Genomic DNA, 18,231 nt, shown 5'->3' on the forward strand with positions numbered 1-18,231 from the left:
CATTGACAGGCTTATATTATCATTTCGAATTCTGCTTTGCTTACTTGGTATATTTCAATACCGCCTTCACCGGAAAATGGTCTGAAGGGATGCGTGCTTCATACTTTCCAGTAGCTTCATTCTTAATTCGGTAAGTATCTGTCAGTACTCCGTACTTTTCAACAGCGAAGTTTTTAGTAACGAAGATATGGTCGATACGGTTGGGAGTATATGTGTTCGGATTCCATCCCGCACATGTTCCATTAGTTGCATATCTCAGTTGCGCGACCTCATAAGAGTCTGATAATATTCCGGATTCATGAAGTACTTGATAGCTTTCGCTGGTCTGGTCTACATTGAAATCTCCAGTGAGTATGACGGGGTCTTTGCCACACATCTCTTTAATCTTGCTGATAACTAACCTGGCACTTTCGCGACGTGCCACTACTCCGATATGGTCCATGTGCAGGTTAAAGAACCAGAATCTGAACTTGCCTGTAATATCCTTGAATTCTCCCCATGTACAGATGCGGGTATAGGCTGCATCCCATCCTTTATTCGGCTTCGAGGTATCTTCCGATAACCAAAAATTCCCGGATTTGAGTAGCTTGAATTTATCCTTCCGGTAGAAGATAGGCGCATATTCCCCTTTCGTTTTCCCGTCATCCCGTCCTACGCCTATATAGCTGTATTGCGGCAGGGCATTCAACATATCTTCCAGTTGGTTATGTTTCACTTCCTGCGCTCCGAATATATCGAAGCTATGAAAGGTGATCAACTGGGTGAGTACCGGGCAACGCTGTTCCCAGCCGTTTCCGGCTTTGGCATCGTTCGGGTTACTGTTTCGTACATTATAAGAAGCGACATTCAGTTGCTGCGCATTCAGTATTGACACACTGCAGAGCGCCAATACAATAAAAAGTTTTCTCATTGTTCCTTTATTGTTAGATGGTTATTAAGTATCTTTTTCTTCTGTCTGTCCGCTCCTGTATTCTTTGGGAGAAGTGTTGTATAACTTGGCAAACTCCCGGTAGAAATAAGACTTGTTTGAGAAGCCCGATTTATACATAATCTCAGTAACGGTGAGTTTGGTGGTCTTTAATAGTCCCGCTGCATATTCCAGGCGGATGGTACGGACAAATTCGCTTGGTGTCTTTTCCGTCAATTCTTTGAGTTTACGGTACAATCCCGCTTTGCTTACTCCTATAAAGTCTGCGAGAGAATCCGGGTTTATGGATTCGTCATCAATATTATCTTCAATGAATTTGATAATCTTGTCCAGTAACAGCTCATCCTCTTTATGCATGGTGATTCCATCCCTTACGATGAGAGAGGAACGGCTGGATTTGAAATACTCTTTCATCAGAGAGTATTTATTAATCATATTCTCTACCGCGCTCAATACATGTCTCGGATGGAAAGGTTTGTGGATATATAAGTCCGTTCCATGATTGTAAGCGTTAATCTGGTCTTCGATGGAGTTCTTGGCAGAGATATGGATAATCGGAATGTGGGCAGTCCGCTCGTTGGCTTTCAATATATCCGTCAGAGTGATGCCGTCCAGCCTGGGCATCAATACATCGCTGATAATAATATTTGGCTGTTTCTGTTCGATTTCTTTCAGCGCCTCTTCCCCGTCGGCTGCTTCCCTAACTTGGTAGTAAGGAAGCAGGATATCTTTCAGAAGTTCGCGGATATTCTTTTCATCTTCTACAATCAATATACTAATGTCCTTTTGTTTAGGGACAAAAAGCATTTCACTGGCTTCTATATCTTCTTCTGCCGGCTGACTTTCTTTTCCGGAATTCACGTGCATGGACGGTAGAGATACATTGAATTCTACATACTCTCCCAATACACTTCCTACGGTGATTTCTCCACCCAATAACTCCGTCAGGCTCTTGGTCAGATTCAGACCGACTCCGGTGCTTCCCGCATGTTTCAGGTTACTACTCTCAAAAATCTTGAACCGGCTGAATATTTCACTCATTTGTTTCTCAGTCAGCCCCTTGCCCGAGTTGCGGATTTGGAAATGCAATGTCCCGTCAGTAACATTCTTCCGTATTTCAGCACGGATATATCCGCCGGACGGCGTATATTTGAATGCGTTGGAAAGCAAATTGAATATTATTTTTTCTAGTGCATTCCGGTCTGTTGTAAAGGATGATACTTCTTTGCTTTTGAAGCTGAAGTCTATCTTGTTTTCTTCGGCAATTTCGGTATAGTTGTCCGATACATAATCGACGAGTAACTGAATATCCACTTTTTCAGCATAGATAGCCGTATGTCCCGCTTCTGCTTTTCGGAACTCCATCAGTTCGTTGATAAGCTTCTGCATCCGGTCGGCATTGTTCTTGATGATGTAGATATATCTTTTTGTATAACTGTCAAGGTCTGCCTTCTCCAGCAAGTGCTGTGCCGGGCCGTATATCAGTGTCAACGGAGTGAAAAACTCGTGTGCCACATTCGTGAAGAAGTTCAACTTCGATTCATGGATACGTTGCTGGTTTTGTTTTTCGATATGTTCCAGTAGAATCTGACGGTTTAGCCGAATTCTATTCTTGATGACGGATTGCGTGATATAGATAGCAATGGCAATCAGGATAAAATAAATAATAAAAGCGGTGATACTGAGCCACCAGGGGTAAGCGATGTCCAAATTGAGGGAATAGATTTCGTTGCTCCATACCCGGTCGCCATTGGTGCATTTTACTTCCAGTTTATATTTTCCCGGCGGCAGTTTGGTGATAACGATATTCGGGTTATTCTCATTGTAAATCCATTCGTCGGCAAATTCGATAATGCGGTAGCTGAACTCACAATTCTCATTGTTGATAAAATCATGTGCGGCAAATCCCAAAGTAATATAAGGCTCGTCGTAGTCCAGCCGGAGCGTATGATTACGGATACGTTCGTAGATATTCTGGCTTGTATTGTTTATCTTCAGGCTGTTCAGGCTTAACGATGCGATATGTTCCCGCAAACGTATCTTGTTCTCGTCGAAATAGTTCAACCCGCAGACTCCGCCGAAATACAGCCATCCGGCTTTGTCCTTAAAAATGGCCCCATCAGAAAATTCGTCGTTTTGCAGCCCGTTTCTTGAGGAATAATTGGTAATTTTTCCCGAGGGCAAGTCGATAAAGGAGATACCTTGATTGGTGCTTGCCCAAATATTCCCGTTCTCATCTTTCAGGATGCCGTGAATCGTATTATTGGGCAATCCGTTATTATCCGTATATTCAATGATGGAAGGCGGTGTGCCTGTCGGGAACAATCGGTTAAGACCATAACTGGTACCTATCCAGATACTGGCAGAATCTCCTTTAGTCAGATAAATCACGTCATTGTTAGTCAGGGACAAGCCGGGGTCTATCTCACTCATCTGCCGGAAACGTTCGGACGCGATATCGAACTTATTAATTCCGCCCCCTCGCGTGCCTAGCCAAAGTTCATTCTCATCGTATCCGGCAATAATCGAATAAATGGTATTATTGCTTGGCGAAGAAGGGCCGGGAGATTTATATTGTTTCATGTCCGTTACTCTATAACTTTTTCCTTCCCTTTGCAGGCTCAGCTTGATAAGTCCGTAACCGGAAGTCCCCAACCATAAAAGTGAATCGTTATGGGTGAACAAGATACTGTACACTGCCCTGAAAGCAGAATATTCAGCAGGAATACCTAGTTTTTTCACCTGGCTGCCATTGAGTGGAATATAATTGATACCCTCCCCTTCGGTTCCGATGAATATATCCCCGGACATATTTTTGCGGATAGTATAAACGGAGTTGGAGATTAACCCGTTGTCCGTTGAAAGATAGGGGGTGACTCCACGTTCCTGCTTGTCGAGCAGCAGGATACCTTCTCCTTTTGTTCCTACGAGTATATTGCCATTGTCTTCCTCACAAAAACAGCGGACAGGATAATTCGTTTTTACGGTATGGAAAGGTGAACTGTGTTCATAGACTTCCAATATCCCTTGTCCGTCCGTACCTACCCAAAGGATATTCTGCGAGCTGATATAAATAGTGAAAATGGAAGCTTTCTCCGGCAATTGGAGTAATTCCGTTGAAGTCCCATTTTCAAGATTATATCTGATGCATCCCCCCTCGATAAAGCTGATAAGGAGATATTCACCGTGGCAGATAGCTTGTGATACAGTCTTGTTCTCCGGAATATTTATACTGTCCAATATACGGTTATCTTGTGAAACAGTCAGCGTCCTGTCATCGTTAATGATAAGGCAGTCCTGGGAAAGATAAATATTGGAAACGGGGGCACAGTGCCTGATTTCTTCTTTAAACGAGAGTTCGGGACAGGAGTTGCGGACAGTCAGTTGATAATGTAATAATTGTCCATGTCCTGTGAGAAAGAATATCCGGTCTTTGGAATCAATGACGAAGTTCCTGATGTTATCAGGCAGGTCATTCTTCAAGGAAACAAACTCCTGTTTCCGGTCATCGAAACAGAATAGACCCTGCTCTTTCACATAACAGATAATATGCTTGCCGGAAGTGATACCCAGCAGAAATGACTTCTCCTGTTTCGGCGGATTATTCTGTGTACCTAAATAATAAGGAGTAAACTGTTGGGTAGAACGTTTCCACCGGTTCACCCCATAGTTCGTAGATACCCACAGGATAGAGTCGCTCTGCTCGATAATCTGCCAGATGACATTATTGCTGATAGACCCTGCATCCTTTTTATTATAAGAATAGGTTTTGAAGCTACGACCGTTATATGCATTTAATCCGTCCCATGTCCCTACCCAAAGCGTATGTTCCGAATCTTCGAGGAAACAATTCACCGAATTATTGGATAATCCATCCGCATTGGAAATCTGTTTTACTACATTCTGCGAATGTAATAAAGCAGGCATCAGGCATGAATAAATAAGGATGCAGATGTAACGTAAATATGAGTGTTTTCGTATAATCATGTTGCAAAGATAGAGAGGAAAAATAAGAAAACAAAGATAAAAATATGCTGTACAACACCTGTATACCCTTTTGAGAATATAGTGCACTCTTCCCGTCGTTGTGTGGGTAACTTTGTTACGAGAAATAAAAACAACACCTATTTAATTTAATGATTAGAAAATGGATATTGCAAAACGATTTCATCAGAACCCATTATTGAAACCATCCGATTTACAACCGGGAATAGAAGGTATGGAAATCACCTGTTTCCTGAATCCCGGAGTATTCCGCTTCGATGGAAAAACCTGGTTATTACTGCGGGTAGCCGAACGCCCCGTACAGAAACAGGGAGTGATTAGTTTCCCCGTATATAATAAGGAAGGGAAGATAGAAGTGCTTTCTTTCGACGAAAATGACCCGGAACTTGACGCTTCCGACCCTCGTGTGATAGGATATGCGGGACAGAATTATCTGACTACCATGTCTTATCTCCGGTTGGTATCGAGCGAGGACGGCATCCATTTTAAGGAAGAACCGGATTATCCGCCTATTTTCGGCAAAGGGGCATTAGAGGCTTTCGGCATCGAGGACTGCCGGGTGGCGACTACAGCCGACGGCTATTACCTGACGTTTACCGAAGTCTCTTCCGTTGCCGTCGGTGTAGGGCTGATTCATACCCGTGACTGGAAGAATTACATTCGTCACGGCATGATTTTTCCCCCTCATAATAAAGACTGTGCCTTGTTTGAAGAGAAGATAAACGGCAAATATTTCGCCTTGCATCGCCCGAGCAGTCCCGAACTGGGCGGCAACTATATCTGGCTTGCCGAATCACCCGACCGGTTGCACTGGGGCAACCACCGTTGCGTTGCGACCACTCGCTCCGATAGCTGGGACTGTGCCCGTGTGGGTGCGGGCGCCGCGCCTATCCGTACAGAGGAAGGCTGGCTGGAGATTTATCATGGTGCAGACTATCAGAACCGCTATTGCCTGGGAGCCCTTCTGCTTGACTTGAACGACCCCTCAAAGGTAATTGCCCGAAGCAAAGCTCCTATAATGGAACCGACTGCTCCCTACGAGCAGACCGGATTTTTCGGGAATGTGGTCTTCACGAACGGGCATTTGGTAGAAGGGGATAAGGTGACTGTTTACTACGGTGCGAGTGATGAAGTAATCTGCGGAGCGGAGTTCTCCATAGGGGAGATTCTTCGTTCATTAAAGTCATGACATATATAAAGGTATAGAATGAATAAATTGAAAAGAGAATATCAATTCTTCAAGCAGCAGACTCTCAATGTACGTGTACTGTTGATGACTAACCTGCTCTATGCGTTCGTGCTTCCTGTGGTGGAGATATTTGTAGGTGCTTATGTGATGCGCCACACGAGCGAGCCTGTTTCCGTAGCTTTCTATCAACTTTTTATGTATATCGGCATCATTGCGACCTCTTTTGTCAACGGCTACCTGTTGCGGCATGTCAGCGTGAAAGTACTGTATGCAGGCGGGATATTAGTTAGCGGGCTGTCGATGTTTGCCATGATGCTGGTGAAGTCATTGGGCTTTGTAGAGTTAGGCATAGCAGGTTTTGTCCTCGGAGCCGCATCGGGTTTCTTTTGGACCAACCGCTATCTATTGACGCTCAACAACACGACCGATAGTAGCCGGAACTACTTTTTCGGACTGGAATCTTTCTTTTTCTCCATCACTTCGATAACTGTCCCTTTATTGATTGGCGCATTCATCAGCCAGATAGACGGCAAAGAAATAATGGGATGCCTGATTGATATAAATGATGCCTATCGTTTGGTCACAGTCGGAGTCATAGTCGTTACCCTGTTTGCCGTAGCTGTCTTGCGGTGTGGTAAGTTCGCCAATCCGGTGCAGAAGAATTTTCTGTATTTCCGGTTTTGCACACTTTGGAAAAAAATGTTGTTGCTGGCTTCCTTGAAAGGAATGGTACAGGGATTTCTGGTGACTGCTCCTGCTATTCTGGTTCTGAAGTTAGTAGGTGATGAAGATGTACTGGGTTTAATACAGGGAATCAGTGGTACACTGACAGCTGTTTTGGTTTATGTATTGGGACGAATAACCAAACCTGAAGACCGATCGAAAGTATTTATAGCCGGGCTACTTGTCTTTTTTATCGGTACTCTGTTCAACGGAGTCTTGTTTTCAGCCACCGGAGTGATTATCTTTGTCCTCTGTAAGGTAATCTTTCAGCCCTTGTTTGACTTGCCTTACTATCCCATTATGATGCAAACCATCGACGCAGTAGTTAAAATCGAGAAAAGAAATGAATACACTTATATTTTAAGCCACGAATTCGGACTATTCCTGGGGCGTGCTTTCGGGCTCATCCTTTTTATGGCGCTTGCCTTTGCCATATCACAGGATTTTGCATTGAAGTACGCATTGATACTGGTAGGAGCTTTGCAGTTGATAGCCTACCCGTTGGCCCGGAACATCATCAAACAGAATCAAACGGTTCGCTAATATTTCAAAACCATTAAGCTGCCATTGCAAACGGATGAATTATTATGTTGTACAGCACCTATATACCCTTTTGAGAATATAGTACACTCTATTTTTTGTGGGGTACGATAGTTTTGCCGGCAGAAAACGATGAACGACCGATTTGGGAAAACTAAAAAAAACGACGTATGATAAAACAAAAATCTGTAATTTATTTAATCAGTATGATGACACTAGCCGGATGCTCCGGACAAAAACAGGCATCCGTAGCTGTCGAAGAACAGAGCGGACAATGGATACTCGGCCCTTTTGTCCGCCCGGAAGGGGTGAATCCGGTGATTTCCCCGCAACCGACTACTTTCCAATGCCCGATGCGCAAGCAGCCGGTAAGATGGGAAGAGAGTGACACTTTCAATCCGGCGGCAACCGTCAAGGACGGGAAGATTGTGGTACTCTACCGCGCGGAAGACAACTCGGCGCAAGGCATCGGAAAGAGGACATCCCGTATTGGCTATGCGGAAAGTACGGACGGAGTAACGATGAGCCGAACGGACGCACCGGTACTCTTTCCTTCCGAAGACGATTTTAAAGAAATAGAATGGGAAGGTGGTTGCGAAGACCCGCGTGTGGCAATGACGGAAGACGGATTGTACGTCATGCTTTATACAGCCTGGAACCGCAATCTTCCCCGCTTGGCGGTGGCTACTTCCAGAGACTTGAAAAACTGGACGAAACACGGACTCGCTTTTGCGAAAGCGTACAACGGGCGTTTTGCCAATATAGCAAGCAAATCGGCTTCTATTGTCACCGGAGTGAAAGACGGCAGACTGGTCATTGAGAAAGTGGACGGCAAATACTTTATGTACTGGGGGGAGAATGCGGTATGTGCCGCAACTTCCGATAACCTGACCGACTGGACTCCGGTACTGAATGAAAACAACGAACTAAGGGAGATAGCCAAACCTCGCAGCGGGTATTTCGACAGCCGCCTGACTGAGTGCGGGCCACCGGCTATCAAAACCGTGAACGGTATTGTATTATTATACAATGGCAAGAACGGGTATAAGGAAGAAAGGGACTCAGCATATCCCGCAGGCGCTTATTGTGCAGGGCAGTTCCTGTTTGACGCCAACGACCCTTATAAAGTACTCGACCGCTTGGATAAACCTTTCTTTGTGCCCGAAGCCGCTTTCGAGAAGAGCGGTCAGTACAAGGACGGAACGGTGTTTATCGAAGGGCTGGCTTACTTTAAAAACAAATTATATCTCTATTATGGCTGTGCCGATTCGCAGGTTGCAGTAGCGATATGTGATGATAATATAGATTCGAAACTTAAAACACATAATTAATTTAATCTATGAAACATTCTTGTAAGATGAACACGGTTGTCTTAAAGTCGTTCAACGACCGGCAGAAGATAGCTACTGTTTCAGCTTTAATGGCGGGGACTTTCCTGTGCGTGCCGTTTACGGTATATGCGGAAAGCCCTTCGGTATCGGGTATCGAACAGACCGTTCGGAATATCACGGTGAATGGTGTGGTTGTTGATGCCAGTGGAGAACCGGTTATCGGAGCTTCGGTGCAACTGAAAGGTGCTGCCGGTGTGGGGACGATTACCGATGTGGACGGTAAGTTTACCTTGTCGGTTCCCGCTAATGGAGTGTTACAGATTTCGTATATCGGATACAAAACAACAGAAGTGTGGGTGAACGGACAAGCCGGACTGAAAGTAACTTTGCAGGAAGATACCGAGACACTGGACGAGGTAGTGGTGGTAGGTTACGGTATTCAGAAAAAGGCTTCCGTGACCGGTTCGGTAGCTGCCATCTCTTCGGACAAATTGATGGAAGTAAAAGCTCCCAGTGTGACGAATATGCTCGCCGGACGTTTGCCGGGCTTGCGTGCCGTACAGCGTAGCGGTAGCCCCGGTGATGATGGAGCTTCCGTCGATATTCGCGGATATGGAAGCATGCTGGTGATTGTAGACGGCATCGAGCGTGATTATACGCAGCTCGACCCGAATGATATCGAGTCCATCTCTATCCTGAAAGATGCCGCCGCAGCGGTCTACGGTTTTAAAGGTTCAAACGGTGTTCTGCTGGTTACTACCAAGAAAGGGACGGAACAGAAGGTAAAGATAGAATATAGCGGCTATGTAGGCTTTCAGAAAGTGACCCGCTATCCGGAGATGATGAATGCTTATGAGTATGCCTCTCTTTACAATGAAGCGATTCACAATGCCAACCCGTGGCGCGGGGCTTCCGCTTACTCTCAAGAACAACTGGAAGCTTACCGGAATGGTACGGCAGGTACGGACTGGTGGAGTGAGACGATGCGTAGCACCGCTCCCCAGACTTCACATAACTTGAGCCTGACAGGCGGTACGGAAAAAGTGAAATATTATATGTCTATCGGATATATGAACCAGGGCGGTATTATCCGTTCGGGCGACTGGAATTACCAACGTTACAACGTCCGTTCCAACCTGAGCGTGGAAGTGGCTAAGGGACTGAACGTGGAACTGCGTTTGAGCGGACGCTTCGATAACCGCAAAAAGCCTTACAATGGCGATAACCTGTTCCGTTCGGCACAAATGGCTATCCCGACTTACTCCATGTATGCCAATGACAACCCGGATTATTGGGGAGCCGTAGGAGATATGGCGAACCCCGTGCATGTTTCCAATTCGGACGACAGTGGTTATGAAGACCGCCTGCGTCGCGAATTTAACAGCTCGTTGGCTATTACCTGGCAGCTTCCCTGGGTGAAAGGACTGATGGCGAAAGCATTGGTTGCCTACGACTATACGAACAAGGAATGGAAAACGTGGCGGAAAGACCTCTCGGAATATACGTATGATTATGCGAATGAAGAGTATATAGAGAAAGTGGTTAATACCGCGCATCTGGAATCGAAACTGGAAAACTATGACAAACCGACCTATCAGTTCTCTATGAATTACAACAATACGTTTGCTAAAAAGCATAATATCGGTGCAATGCTCGTATGGGAAATGTATAATGACAAGAAGAACTGGGTGACCGGGACACGTGACTTTGCAATCGGGCTGATTCCTGACCTGGACTATGGGGATAAGACGAACCAGGAAGCTTCCGGTAAGACACAGGAAACAGCTCATGCCGGCTTGGTGGGACGTCTGAACTATGATTTCTCTAACCGTTATCTGGTGGAATTCAATTTCCGCTATGACGGAACCTATAAATTCCGTGCAGATAATCGTTGGGGATTCTTTCCGGGTGTTTCATTGGGATGGCGTGTTTCCGAAGAAGCTTTTTTCAAGAAACTGTTGCCCGATATGGATAATCTGAAAATCCGTGCTTCGTACGCCAAAGTGGGAGATGAAGGAGATTTCGACGCGTTCCAGTATCTGGATGGATATGAGTCTCACGGAAGCTATATCATGGGCAGCAACGGAGTGACTTCGGGCATGACTACGGTAGGTATGGCAAACCCGTGGCTGACCTGGTATGAATCGAAGATAATGAACATCGGCTTTGAGGCGTCTTACCACAGGGGACTGATTTCTGTGGAGTTCGACTGGTTCCGCAGAAACCGTTCCGGTCTGCCTGCCACCCGTGTAGGCTCATTGCCTACTATCTTCGGAGAATCAATGCCGCAGGAGAACCTGAATTCTGATATTAACACCGGATTCGAGATTGTAGTCGGGCATAAGAACCGGATTGGCAATTTCAATTATAATGTGTCGGCCAACTTCTCTACTACCCGGATTAAGTATGACTATGTAGAGCGGGCGGCTTCCACCAATATGTATGACGATTGGCGTAATAACACCAACGGGCGTTACAAGGATATCCGCTGGGGAAAGAAAGTAATCGGGCAGTTTACTTCTTTCGAGGAGATTTTGAACTCACCGGTTCAGGATAAGGACGGTAACCGTTCGCTGATGCCGGGTGATTTGAAATTCGAAGACTACAATGGCGACGGTATTATCGATGATAACGATACGCAACCACTCGGACACGGTGACACTCCTCGTATGTACTACGGGCTGAATATGTCCGGAGAATACAAAGGATTCGACCTGACTGTCTTCTTCCAGGGAGCTGCCGGACACGATATTTATGTAAGCGGGGATATTCTCGACCCGTTTATCCAGCAAGGTTTGGGTAATGGTCTGGCCATCATGACCGACCGCTGGCACCGGGAAGACCCGACCGACCCTTATAGCAAATGGATTCCGGGATATATGCCTGCCGCACGCGTGGCAGGTGTCGCTGATAACCGTTCCAGTAACTCATGGTCATTGCACAACGCAAATTACCTGCGCCTGAAAACCCTGGAACTGGGATACACGCTTCCTAAAGCCTTAACCAAAAAGGCGGCTATCGACCGGGTGCGTTTCTATATCAACTGTAACAATCTGCTGACTTTCACCAAGCGTGACGGACTGATGAAGAACGTCGACCCCGAAAGCAATTCCAGCGGAATACGCTATTACCCGCAGATGAAGACGTATAACTTTGGCGTAAATGTAACCTTCTAAAACCAGTAAAGACAATGAATAGGAATTATCTGAAATATATATTGATAGGTGGGGCATCCATCTTCGTATTGACCGGGTGCGATGATTATCTGAACCGTGAGAGTACCAGCGGTGTCAACACACCGGATTTGATTTGGCAAAATCCGAAAGCAATCACAGCCGTATTGGCGGATATGTATGACTCGGGACTGAAACTGGATGAGTTTGACGATTGGTATGGAAGCAAGAAGGCGAATCTGGCGAATCAGACCAGCTTCTCGGATGAGGCTACCGCCAGTTATCAGAAAGAGAGCGCATTCGATAAGTCGAACTCTACTTATTCTTATGGCGACTATGTATTCAACGACGACATGGTGACCCGCTACAAGCAAATCCGTATTGTAAACAACTTCCTGCTGAATATTGAGAAAACTTCCGTATTGAGTGAGGATGAGAAAGAAGAACTCGGTGCAGAAGCCCGTTTTATCCGTGCTATGCAGTACTTCGGACTGGTGAAGCGTTATGGGGGCGTTCCTTTGCTGACTGTTCCGCAAGAATATACCGCAGGAAATACGGAAGCTCTTTACCAGGCTCGTGATACGGAAGCCGCGACCTATGATTTCATTATCAATGAATGTAAGGCTATCTATGAATCATTGCCGGAAGTACGCAGCAGTGATGCCAAATACCGCGCAAATCGTGGAACGGTGCTTGCCTTGTGGTCACGTGCCGCACTGTATGCCGGTACTATCGCTAAGTATTCCAAAACGCTGACTCTCACAGGCGAGGCTGTTTCCAAAGGATATGTGTATATTCCCGAGACAGAAGCGGAACGTTACTTTGACGAATGTTATACTGCTTCATCGAAGATTCTGGATGAAATGGTTCCCCGTGTGTATAGCTTGTATAAATCGACCGGTACGGAAGCGGAAGAGCTGGCGCAGAACTTTTACAATCTCTTTTCCAAAACAGTGAATGGGGATAACGGAGAATATATTTTCCAGAAACAGTATAATGTGGCTGCCGGTAAAGGACATATGTGGGATAAACTGAATGTTCCTTTCTCTTATCGTGGCGACGGTTGGGGATGCGGCATGTCTCCGGTACTGGAAATGGTAGAGGAATTTGAATATATTGACGGTACGGAAGGGAAGCTGAAGATGAAAGACAGCAGTGGAAAAGCTATCAGCTATGATAGCCCGTATGATATCTTTAAGAATAAAGACCCTCGTTTATTAGGTTCGGTTTACCTGCCCGGTGCTGATTATAAAGGACACGGTGGCGGTAAAATCGAATGGTTACGCGGTGTCATCGACGGACAGGATGGGATAGGAACCAAGTATGAAGCTTCCGCCCAACCGGATAAGGAGAACAAGGTCGTAATAGACGGAAAGACTTATAATACTTCGGGAAAAGACGGTGGCTCGTTAAGTGTAGGCGACGCCAGTAAGACGGGGTTCTATCAGCGTAAATTCCTGGATGAAAGTCTGACGGACTATACGGACATCGACGCAAAACGTTCTTCTACTCCCTGGGTGGTTTTCCGTCTGGCAGAAATCTATCTGAATCGTGCAGAGGCTTGCATGGAACTGAACCGGCATCTGGACGTGGCTTTGAAGGATATCAATGAGATTCGCGGCAGGGCAGGTATCAAACTATTGACTGAGGGTGACCTGACGCTGGATAAAGTGCGCCATGAACGGAAAGTGGAACTTGCTTTTGAGAAGCATCGTTACTGGGATTTGAAACGTTGGCGCCTGGCTCATCTGGATGTAAGCAAAGGTGGTTTGACCAATTTCCGCGGCACGGCTCTCTGTCCGTATTACAATATTAAGAGCGGCAAGTACACCTTTGAAACCGGTGTGCCCGAAAAGAGAAAGCGTCTTTTCCTTGAAAAGAACTACTATACGATGTTCCGTCCCGAGGACTTGAGTACGAATCCGTTGATGGTACAGAATCCGGGGTACGGTAATTGATACATCCAATTTTAAAGAAGAAACGATATGAATAAAATAGTAAACATAGGATTGACTGCATTATTCGCCTGTTTCGTGGCGGCATGCGAAAATGACATCGATAATTATGATGCACCGAACGGTGGCGTGTATGGCACTATCTATGATAAGGAAACGAATGAACCGGTTCCTATGCCTGTGCCGGGAAGTAGCGGTGTGATGATGAGTTTGTACGAGCAGAATACGGGGGCTACCGCCTCTGTTGATTTCCGTGCTCGCCAGGATGGAACGTTCGAGCATACGAAGGTGTTCAATGGCAGCTATCGTATTCAGGCAAAGGATGGTCCTTTTGTCGGGGTATGTGAAGGGTATGTCACCGTGAACGGACAAACGCAGGTTGATTTGTACACAATCCCGTTCTCGCGTATCAGCCTTGATGTGGCTGTATCGGCTGATAATAAGCTGACACTGACCTATGATGCGAAAACATCGAACGAGACATTGCAACTGACGGATGTTTCCGTGATATGGAATTATGCTCCGGGAGTGGATGTGAACAATGCAAACCATGCCACCCTCTTTTCACTGGGGACAAAGGCCAGTGGCACGCACGTCATCGACCTGATGAGTGATACTGAATTTATAGAGAATCATTATAAGATTGTTTCCAACAAGAACAGGGTGTATGTGCGTGTTGCGGCTACGGTGACAGCAGAAAGCAAACCGTACGTGAACTACAGCCGGGTAGTGGAAGTAACTGTGAATGATATAAGATAAACGATAAAAAAGAAGGTAACAATGAAACATAAATTCTATTTATTACTGGTACTGTTGGTGGGCGGTTTGTTTGCCGGTTGCAGTTCGGACGATGACGGTGTGACCCCGCCGGACGAAAAGGACGGGGTATTGGTAAAAGTCATGTCTTACAATATATATAGCGGGCAGAAAGCTTATTCCGGGAAAAAGGGGATGGAAGCGATTGCCCAAGTGATTAAAAAGATAAATCCGGACTTGGCAGGTTTGCAGGAGTTTGAGACGAAGACTAACAAGGTGGAGAAAGCGGATATTATCGCCCTGATGAAAGAAGTGACCGGAATGCCTTATACTTTCTTTGTCAAAACCCGCGATGTGGATGGTGGTGAATATGGAAACCTAATTCTCTCGAAATATCCGATAAGTGATGAAGTGAATTATGATTTGCCGAGAATAGAGACAGTGGAAGATGTCCACCCGCGTTCGATGGGAGTAGTGAAAACAGAAAAAGATGGAAAGGGTTTCTATTTCGGAGTGACGCACCTGTCTCATGTGGGCAACGAAACTAACCGTATCAACCAGACTACAACGATTATCGAAAAGACAAAGGGCTTGGATGAGCCAATGATATTGACTGGTGATTTCAATGCTTTAGCTGACTCCGGCCCGATGAAGATATTGTATGAACGTTTTGAAATCGGTTGCCTGAACGGGAACTATGGACTGACAACGGGAACGCCCGTTCCGGTGAAAGCGATTGATTTCGTATTGTACACTCCGGATGAAGGAATGTCTCCGAAAGCCTATGATGTGTATTATGATGCTTATGTAGAATCAGACCACTTTCCGGTGGTAGCTACGTTCAGTATAAACGATTAACCTAAAAAGACAGAAACATGAAAACATTGATACATCATTTGAAACAGTTTTATATCTATTCTCTGATGTTTGCGTCAATCGGCTTTGTCGCATGCGAGGATGAGAACCGGCAGGATATGACGCCTGAAATAGGTGAGGGCGAGGCCACTCCCACAATCACTATGTACACACCGACAACCGGTGGAAAGTCTACAAGCCTGACTTTATACGGTACGCATTTCGGCACGGATTTGGATAATATCCGCGTGACAGTCAACGGGGTGGACGCCGAAGTGACGGGTGCGTTGGGGAATATTATTACTGCCAATGTACAGAGAGGTTCCGGCTCCGGTCCGGTGAAAGTGTATATCGGTCAGGGAGAAGCTGCGCAAGAACTGACATATAAAACGGAGTTTGAGTATTCTCAGTCTCCTATTGTAAGTACTTATATCGGCAGTTATGTTCCTTCCGCAAAAACGGAGAAGAAAGAGGGGACCCTCATGGAAGCGGTTCTTTGGAAACCGGGTTCTATCGCTTTCGATAAGGAAGGTGCTTTGTATATCGTGGAAGATGATGACCGTGATATCCGTATCGCGAAAAATAATCAGGTCGCTACTTTCTTACGCGGAGATGGAACCGGTGGAACCGTATTCAGAATGATGAATATCGCTTTCTCATCGGATGGCAATACTTTATTCTTGTCCAATGATGCCAACGCTTCGGGCAATGCGCATGTTGCAACAATGCCATGGAGCAATGATACGCATCAGTATGATGCCGCTAATCTGTCTGCAATATGGTCAGTCACTCCCTCTTTGAAAAATGGAGTCACTAATGTAGGTGTGCATCCTGTCACGGGAGAGATTTTCTCCGTAGCTCATGGAAATGCCATGATTTACAAATATGACCCGGAGCAGAATACGATGGTGGCAACCGGCGTGCAACTTCCCGATGCAGAAGGTAAAAATGCGGCGAAAGTAAAAATCCGCTGTATTCTTTTTGACAAGGCAGGAACTACCGTGTATATGAGTTCACAGGAAAAAGATGTGATTTATAAAGGGGATTACGACATGTCGACAGGCGAGTTTTCTAATCTCCATATTTGGGTAGGGCAGTACGGGCAAGCAGGTTTTACAGAAGGTCAGGGAAATGAAGCCAAACTGGAAGAGCCTTGCCAGATGGATTTGGATGAAGAGGGAAATATTTATGTAGCAGTCCGTAAAAAGCATCGTATAGCGAAAATTACCCCTGACGGTATGTTGACAAACTACACCGGTACAGGCACTTCCGGTACGACAGACGGCCCGTTGGATAAAGCGCAATTCAACCATCCGGAAGGTGTACAGTTCGGTCCGGACGGAGCATTGTATATTTCAGATTATTGGAATCATAAGATTCGTAAGATAGAAAAGGATTAATTTTGTATCAGGTAGGAAAGATTGTTTTTCAAGATAACATTCACTTATTAATTGGTTGTATATGAATTTTAGAATATGCATTTCATTGTTTCTATTGTGTTGTTTATTACAACCCTCAACGGCACAGAAACCTGTGACAAAACCGAAAGAGGTCACAGTAAAAGCCATGACTTACAACACGTATAGCGGTCGTAAACAAGGAATTGATAAGATAGCCGAAGTCATTAAGAAAGAGAACCCGGATATCGTTTCACTCCAGGAAATAGAAAGAAACACGGAAATTAACCCTTGGGATACTCCGAAAAAACTGTCGGAACTAACGGGAATGAAATATTATTATTTTGCCCATGCGCTCGATATTCCGACTGGCGGAGATTACGGAAATGTGATTCTTTCCAAATATCCGGTTTCCGAGGAAAAGAGTTTTAAGTTGAGTGTACTGAAAGAAGGTGATTATGTCCGTTCTTTCGGTTATGTGAAAGTTGTGAAGGAAGGTAAGGAATTCTATTTCGCTACGACACATCTGGACCATAAATACGAAGATGCTGCCCGTCTGAAACAGGTTGATGAAATTCTTGCGTGCGTGGAGCACCTGGATAAACCTGTTATCTTGGGGGGAGATTTGAATTCCCGTCGTGGTTCTGCTACCATGGCTGCCTTTCAAAAGTATTTCACCGTAAATTGTTTGAGTGATGGCGCTCCGTGGACAGTACCCGTACCAAGTCCGGCTTACGCATGTGACTGGTTGATTTATGCGCCAAACAAGGCTTTTACTGTGAAGGCGTACAATGTTTGTTATTGGGCGGATAAGGAATCAGATCATTATCCGGTAGTGGCTACTTATCTTATCAAATAAGAGGGTGTTCTGACATGCTTATGGTTCTTTTTATATAAACCGAATTCTTGTAAAGCAGCATTATTCTTTTTGTTCTTGATGAACCTTTCGATAAGCAGTAGGAGACATTCCGAAATACTCCTTGAAGCTTTTCCCGAAATAGTTCAATGAACTGAAACCTAGCTGAAAACTAATATCGCTAATGTTGGGGCAGTCGTGAAATCAAATTTAAAAATATGTAGATTCCAAAACGAAGTGCAACATTTTGGTCTTTAAAAGTAGTAGATTCAAGGAGGAAAGTGTTAACTTTGCCTCGTGGATCAAAGAGGAGGCGAGCTCTGCTGAGGAGCAACTCGACCAAGCAATAGATTCATGTACCACACTGAAATAGTGTAAAGGAGCGAGGCTGTCTGATTTCAGCCCCGCTTTCATTATTTTAGGAGATACGTATGGCTAAGAAAACCTTTCCCTGTGGCAATGCAAAAAACAAAAAGGGAGACCGAAGTCTCCCCAAGATTAATTAACTTTGTATTGCTTATGT

General features: G+C 45.3%; 12 protein-coding genes. 9 read left to right on the forward strand and 3 right to left on the reverse strand.

The annotated features are described in order from the left end of the window. Nucleotides 1-40: 40 nt before the first annotated feature. Nucleotides 41-910 carry an endonuclease/exonuclease/phosphatase family protein gene (locus tag QUW60_RS07340; RefSeq protein ID WP_289559535.1) on the reverse strand — a complete coding sequence of 290 codons (870 nt, stop codon included), beginning with the start codon at nucleotides 908-910 and terminating at the stop codon, nucleotides 41-43. Between the two features lie 24 nt (nucleotides 911-934). Beyond that, entirely contained in the window at nucleotides 935-4,915 is a 3,981-nt protein-coding gene (locus tag QUW60_RS07345; RefSeq protein WP_353479593.1) for a two-component regulator propeller domain-containing protein, read from the reverse strand. Nucleotides 4,916-5,075: 160 nt separating this feature from the next. Between QUW60_RS07345 and QUW60_RS07350 the strand changes: the two genes are divergently transcribed. From QUW60_RS07350 to QUW60_RS07390, 9 genes are all read left to right on the forward strand, one after another. Next, nucleotides 5,076-6,122, forward strand: coding sequence for a glycoside hydrolase family 130 protein (locus QUW60_RS07350; RefSeq protein WP_289559538.1), 1,047 nt, complete (start codon nucleotides 5,076-5,078; stop codon nucleotides 6,120-6,122). A gap of 18 nt (nucleotides 6,123-6,140) precedes the next feature. Beyond that, a complete protein-coding gene (locus QUW60_RS07355) occupies nucleotides 6,141-7,388 on the forward strand; it encodes an MFS transporter (protein WP_289559540.1) in 1,248 nt (415 codons plus the stop codon). A 167-nt stretch (nucleotides 7,389-7,555) separates the two neighbouring features. Next, entirely contained in the window at nucleotides 7,556-8,716 is a 1,161-nt protein-coding gene (locus tag QUW60_RS07360; protein ID WP_289559542.1) for a beta-1,2-mannosidase, read from the forward strand. Between the two features lie 8 nt (nucleotides 8,717-8,724). After that, nucleotides 8,725-11,892 carry a SusC/RagA family TonB-linked outer membrane protein gene (locus tag QUW60_RS07365; protein ID WP_289559544.1) on the forward strand — a complete coding sequence of 1,056 codons (3,168 nt, stop codon included), beginning with the start codon at nucleotides 8,725-8,727 and terminating at the stop codon, nucleotides 11,890-11,892. Nucleotides 11,893-11,906: 14 nt separating this feature from the next. Next, complete coding sequence (locus tag QUW60_RS07370) at nucleotides 11,907-13,847, forward strand: RagB/SusD family nutrient uptake outer membrane protein (protein ID WP_289559545.1); 1,941 nt, start codon at nucleotides 11,907-11,909, stop codon at nucleotides 13,845-13,847. Between the two features lie 27 nt (nucleotides 13,848-13,874). Beyond that, nucleotides 13,875-14,603 (forward strand): DUF3823 domain-containing protein, encoded by a 729-nt coding sequence (locus QUW60_RS07375; protein WP_008023550.1) that lies wholly within the window; start codon nucleotides 13,875-13,877, stop codon nucleotides 14,601-14,603. Between the two features lie 21 nt (nucleotides 14,604-14,624). Continuing rightward, a complete protein-coding gene (locus QUW60_RS07380; protein WP_289559548.1) occupies nucleotides 14,625-15,458 on the forward strand; it encodes an endonuclease/exonuclease/phosphatase family protein in 834 nt (277 codons plus the stop codon). A 17-nt stretch (nucleotides 15,459-15,475) separates the two neighbouring features. Further along, nucleotides 15,476-16,855 (forward strand): SMP-30/gluconolactonase/LRE family protein, encoded by a 1,380-nt coding sequence (locus QUW60_RS07385; RefSeq protein WP_289559550.1) that lies wholly within the window; start codon nucleotides 15,476-15,478, stop codon nucleotides 16,853-16,855. Between the two features lie 61 nt (nucleotides 16,856-16,916). Then, nucleotides 16,917-17,711 carry an endonuclease/exonuclease/phosphatase family protein gene (locus QUW60_RS07390; protein WP_289559552.1) on the forward strand — a complete coding sequence of 265 codons (795 nt, stop codon included), beginning with the start codon at nucleotides 16,917-16,919 and terminating at the stop codon, nucleotides 17,709-17,711. 60 nt (nucleotides 17,712-17,771) lie between these two features. On the opposite strand, the gene QUW60_RS15105 is transcribed toward QUW60_RS07390, so the two are convergent. Continuing rightward, complete coding sequence (locus QUW60_RS15105) at nucleotides 17,772-17,894, reverse strand: helix-turn-helix domain-containing protein (RefSeq protein WP_353479594.1); 123 nt, start codon at nucleotides 17,892-17,894, stop codon at nucleotides 17,772-17,774. Nucleotides 17,895-18,231: the final 337 nt, after the last annotated feature.

This window comes from Bacteroides gallinaceum (assembly GCF_030373775.1).
GTDB lineage: Bacteria > Bacteroidota > Bacteroidia > Bacteroidales > Bacteroidaceae > Phocaeicola > Phocaeicola excrementipullorum.

Coding starts and splice junctions, on each gene's coding strand:
- QUW60_RS07360 (WP_289559542.1), top strand. CDS start 7,556: ATGATAAAACAAAAATCTGTAATTTATTTAATCAGTATGATGACACTA.
- QUW60_RS07350 (WP_289559538.1), top strand. CDS start 5,076: ATGGATATTGCAAAACGATTTCATCAGAACCCATTATTGAAACCATCC.
- QUW60_RS07385 (WP_289559550.1), top strand. CDS start 15,476: ATGAAAACATTGATACATCATTTGAAACAGTTTTATATCTATTCTCTG.
- QUW60_RS07345 (WP_353479593.1), bottom strand. CDS start 4,915: ATGATTATACGAAAACACTCATATTTACGTTACATCTGCATCCTTATT.
- QUW60_RS07365 (WP_289559544.1), top strand. CDS start 8,725: ATGAAACATTCTTGTAAGATGAACACGGTTGTCTTAAAGTCGTTCAAC.
- QUW60_RS07355 (WP_289559540.1), top strand. CDS start 6,141: ATGAATAAATTGAAAAGAGAATATCAATTCTTCAAGCAGCAGACTCTC.
- QUW60_RS07380 (WP_289559548.1), top strand. CDS start 14,625: ATGAAACATAAATTCTATTTATTACTGGTACTGTTGGTGGGCGGTTTG.
- QUW60_RS07370 (WP_289559545.1), top strand. CDS start 11,907: ATGAATAGGAATTATCTGAAATATATATTGATAGGTGGGGCATCCATC.
- QUW60_RS07375 (WP_008023550.1), top strand. CDS start 13,875: ATGAATAAAATAGTAAACATAGGATTGACTGCATTATTCGCCTGTTTC.
- QUW60_RS07390 (WP_289559552.1), top strand. CDS start 16,917: ATGAATTTTAGAATATGCATTTCATTGTTTCTATTGTGTTGTTTATTA.
- QUW60_RS07340 (WP_289559535.1), bottom strand. CDS start 910: ATGAGAAAACTTTTTATTGTATTGGCGCTCTGCAGTGTGTCAATACTG.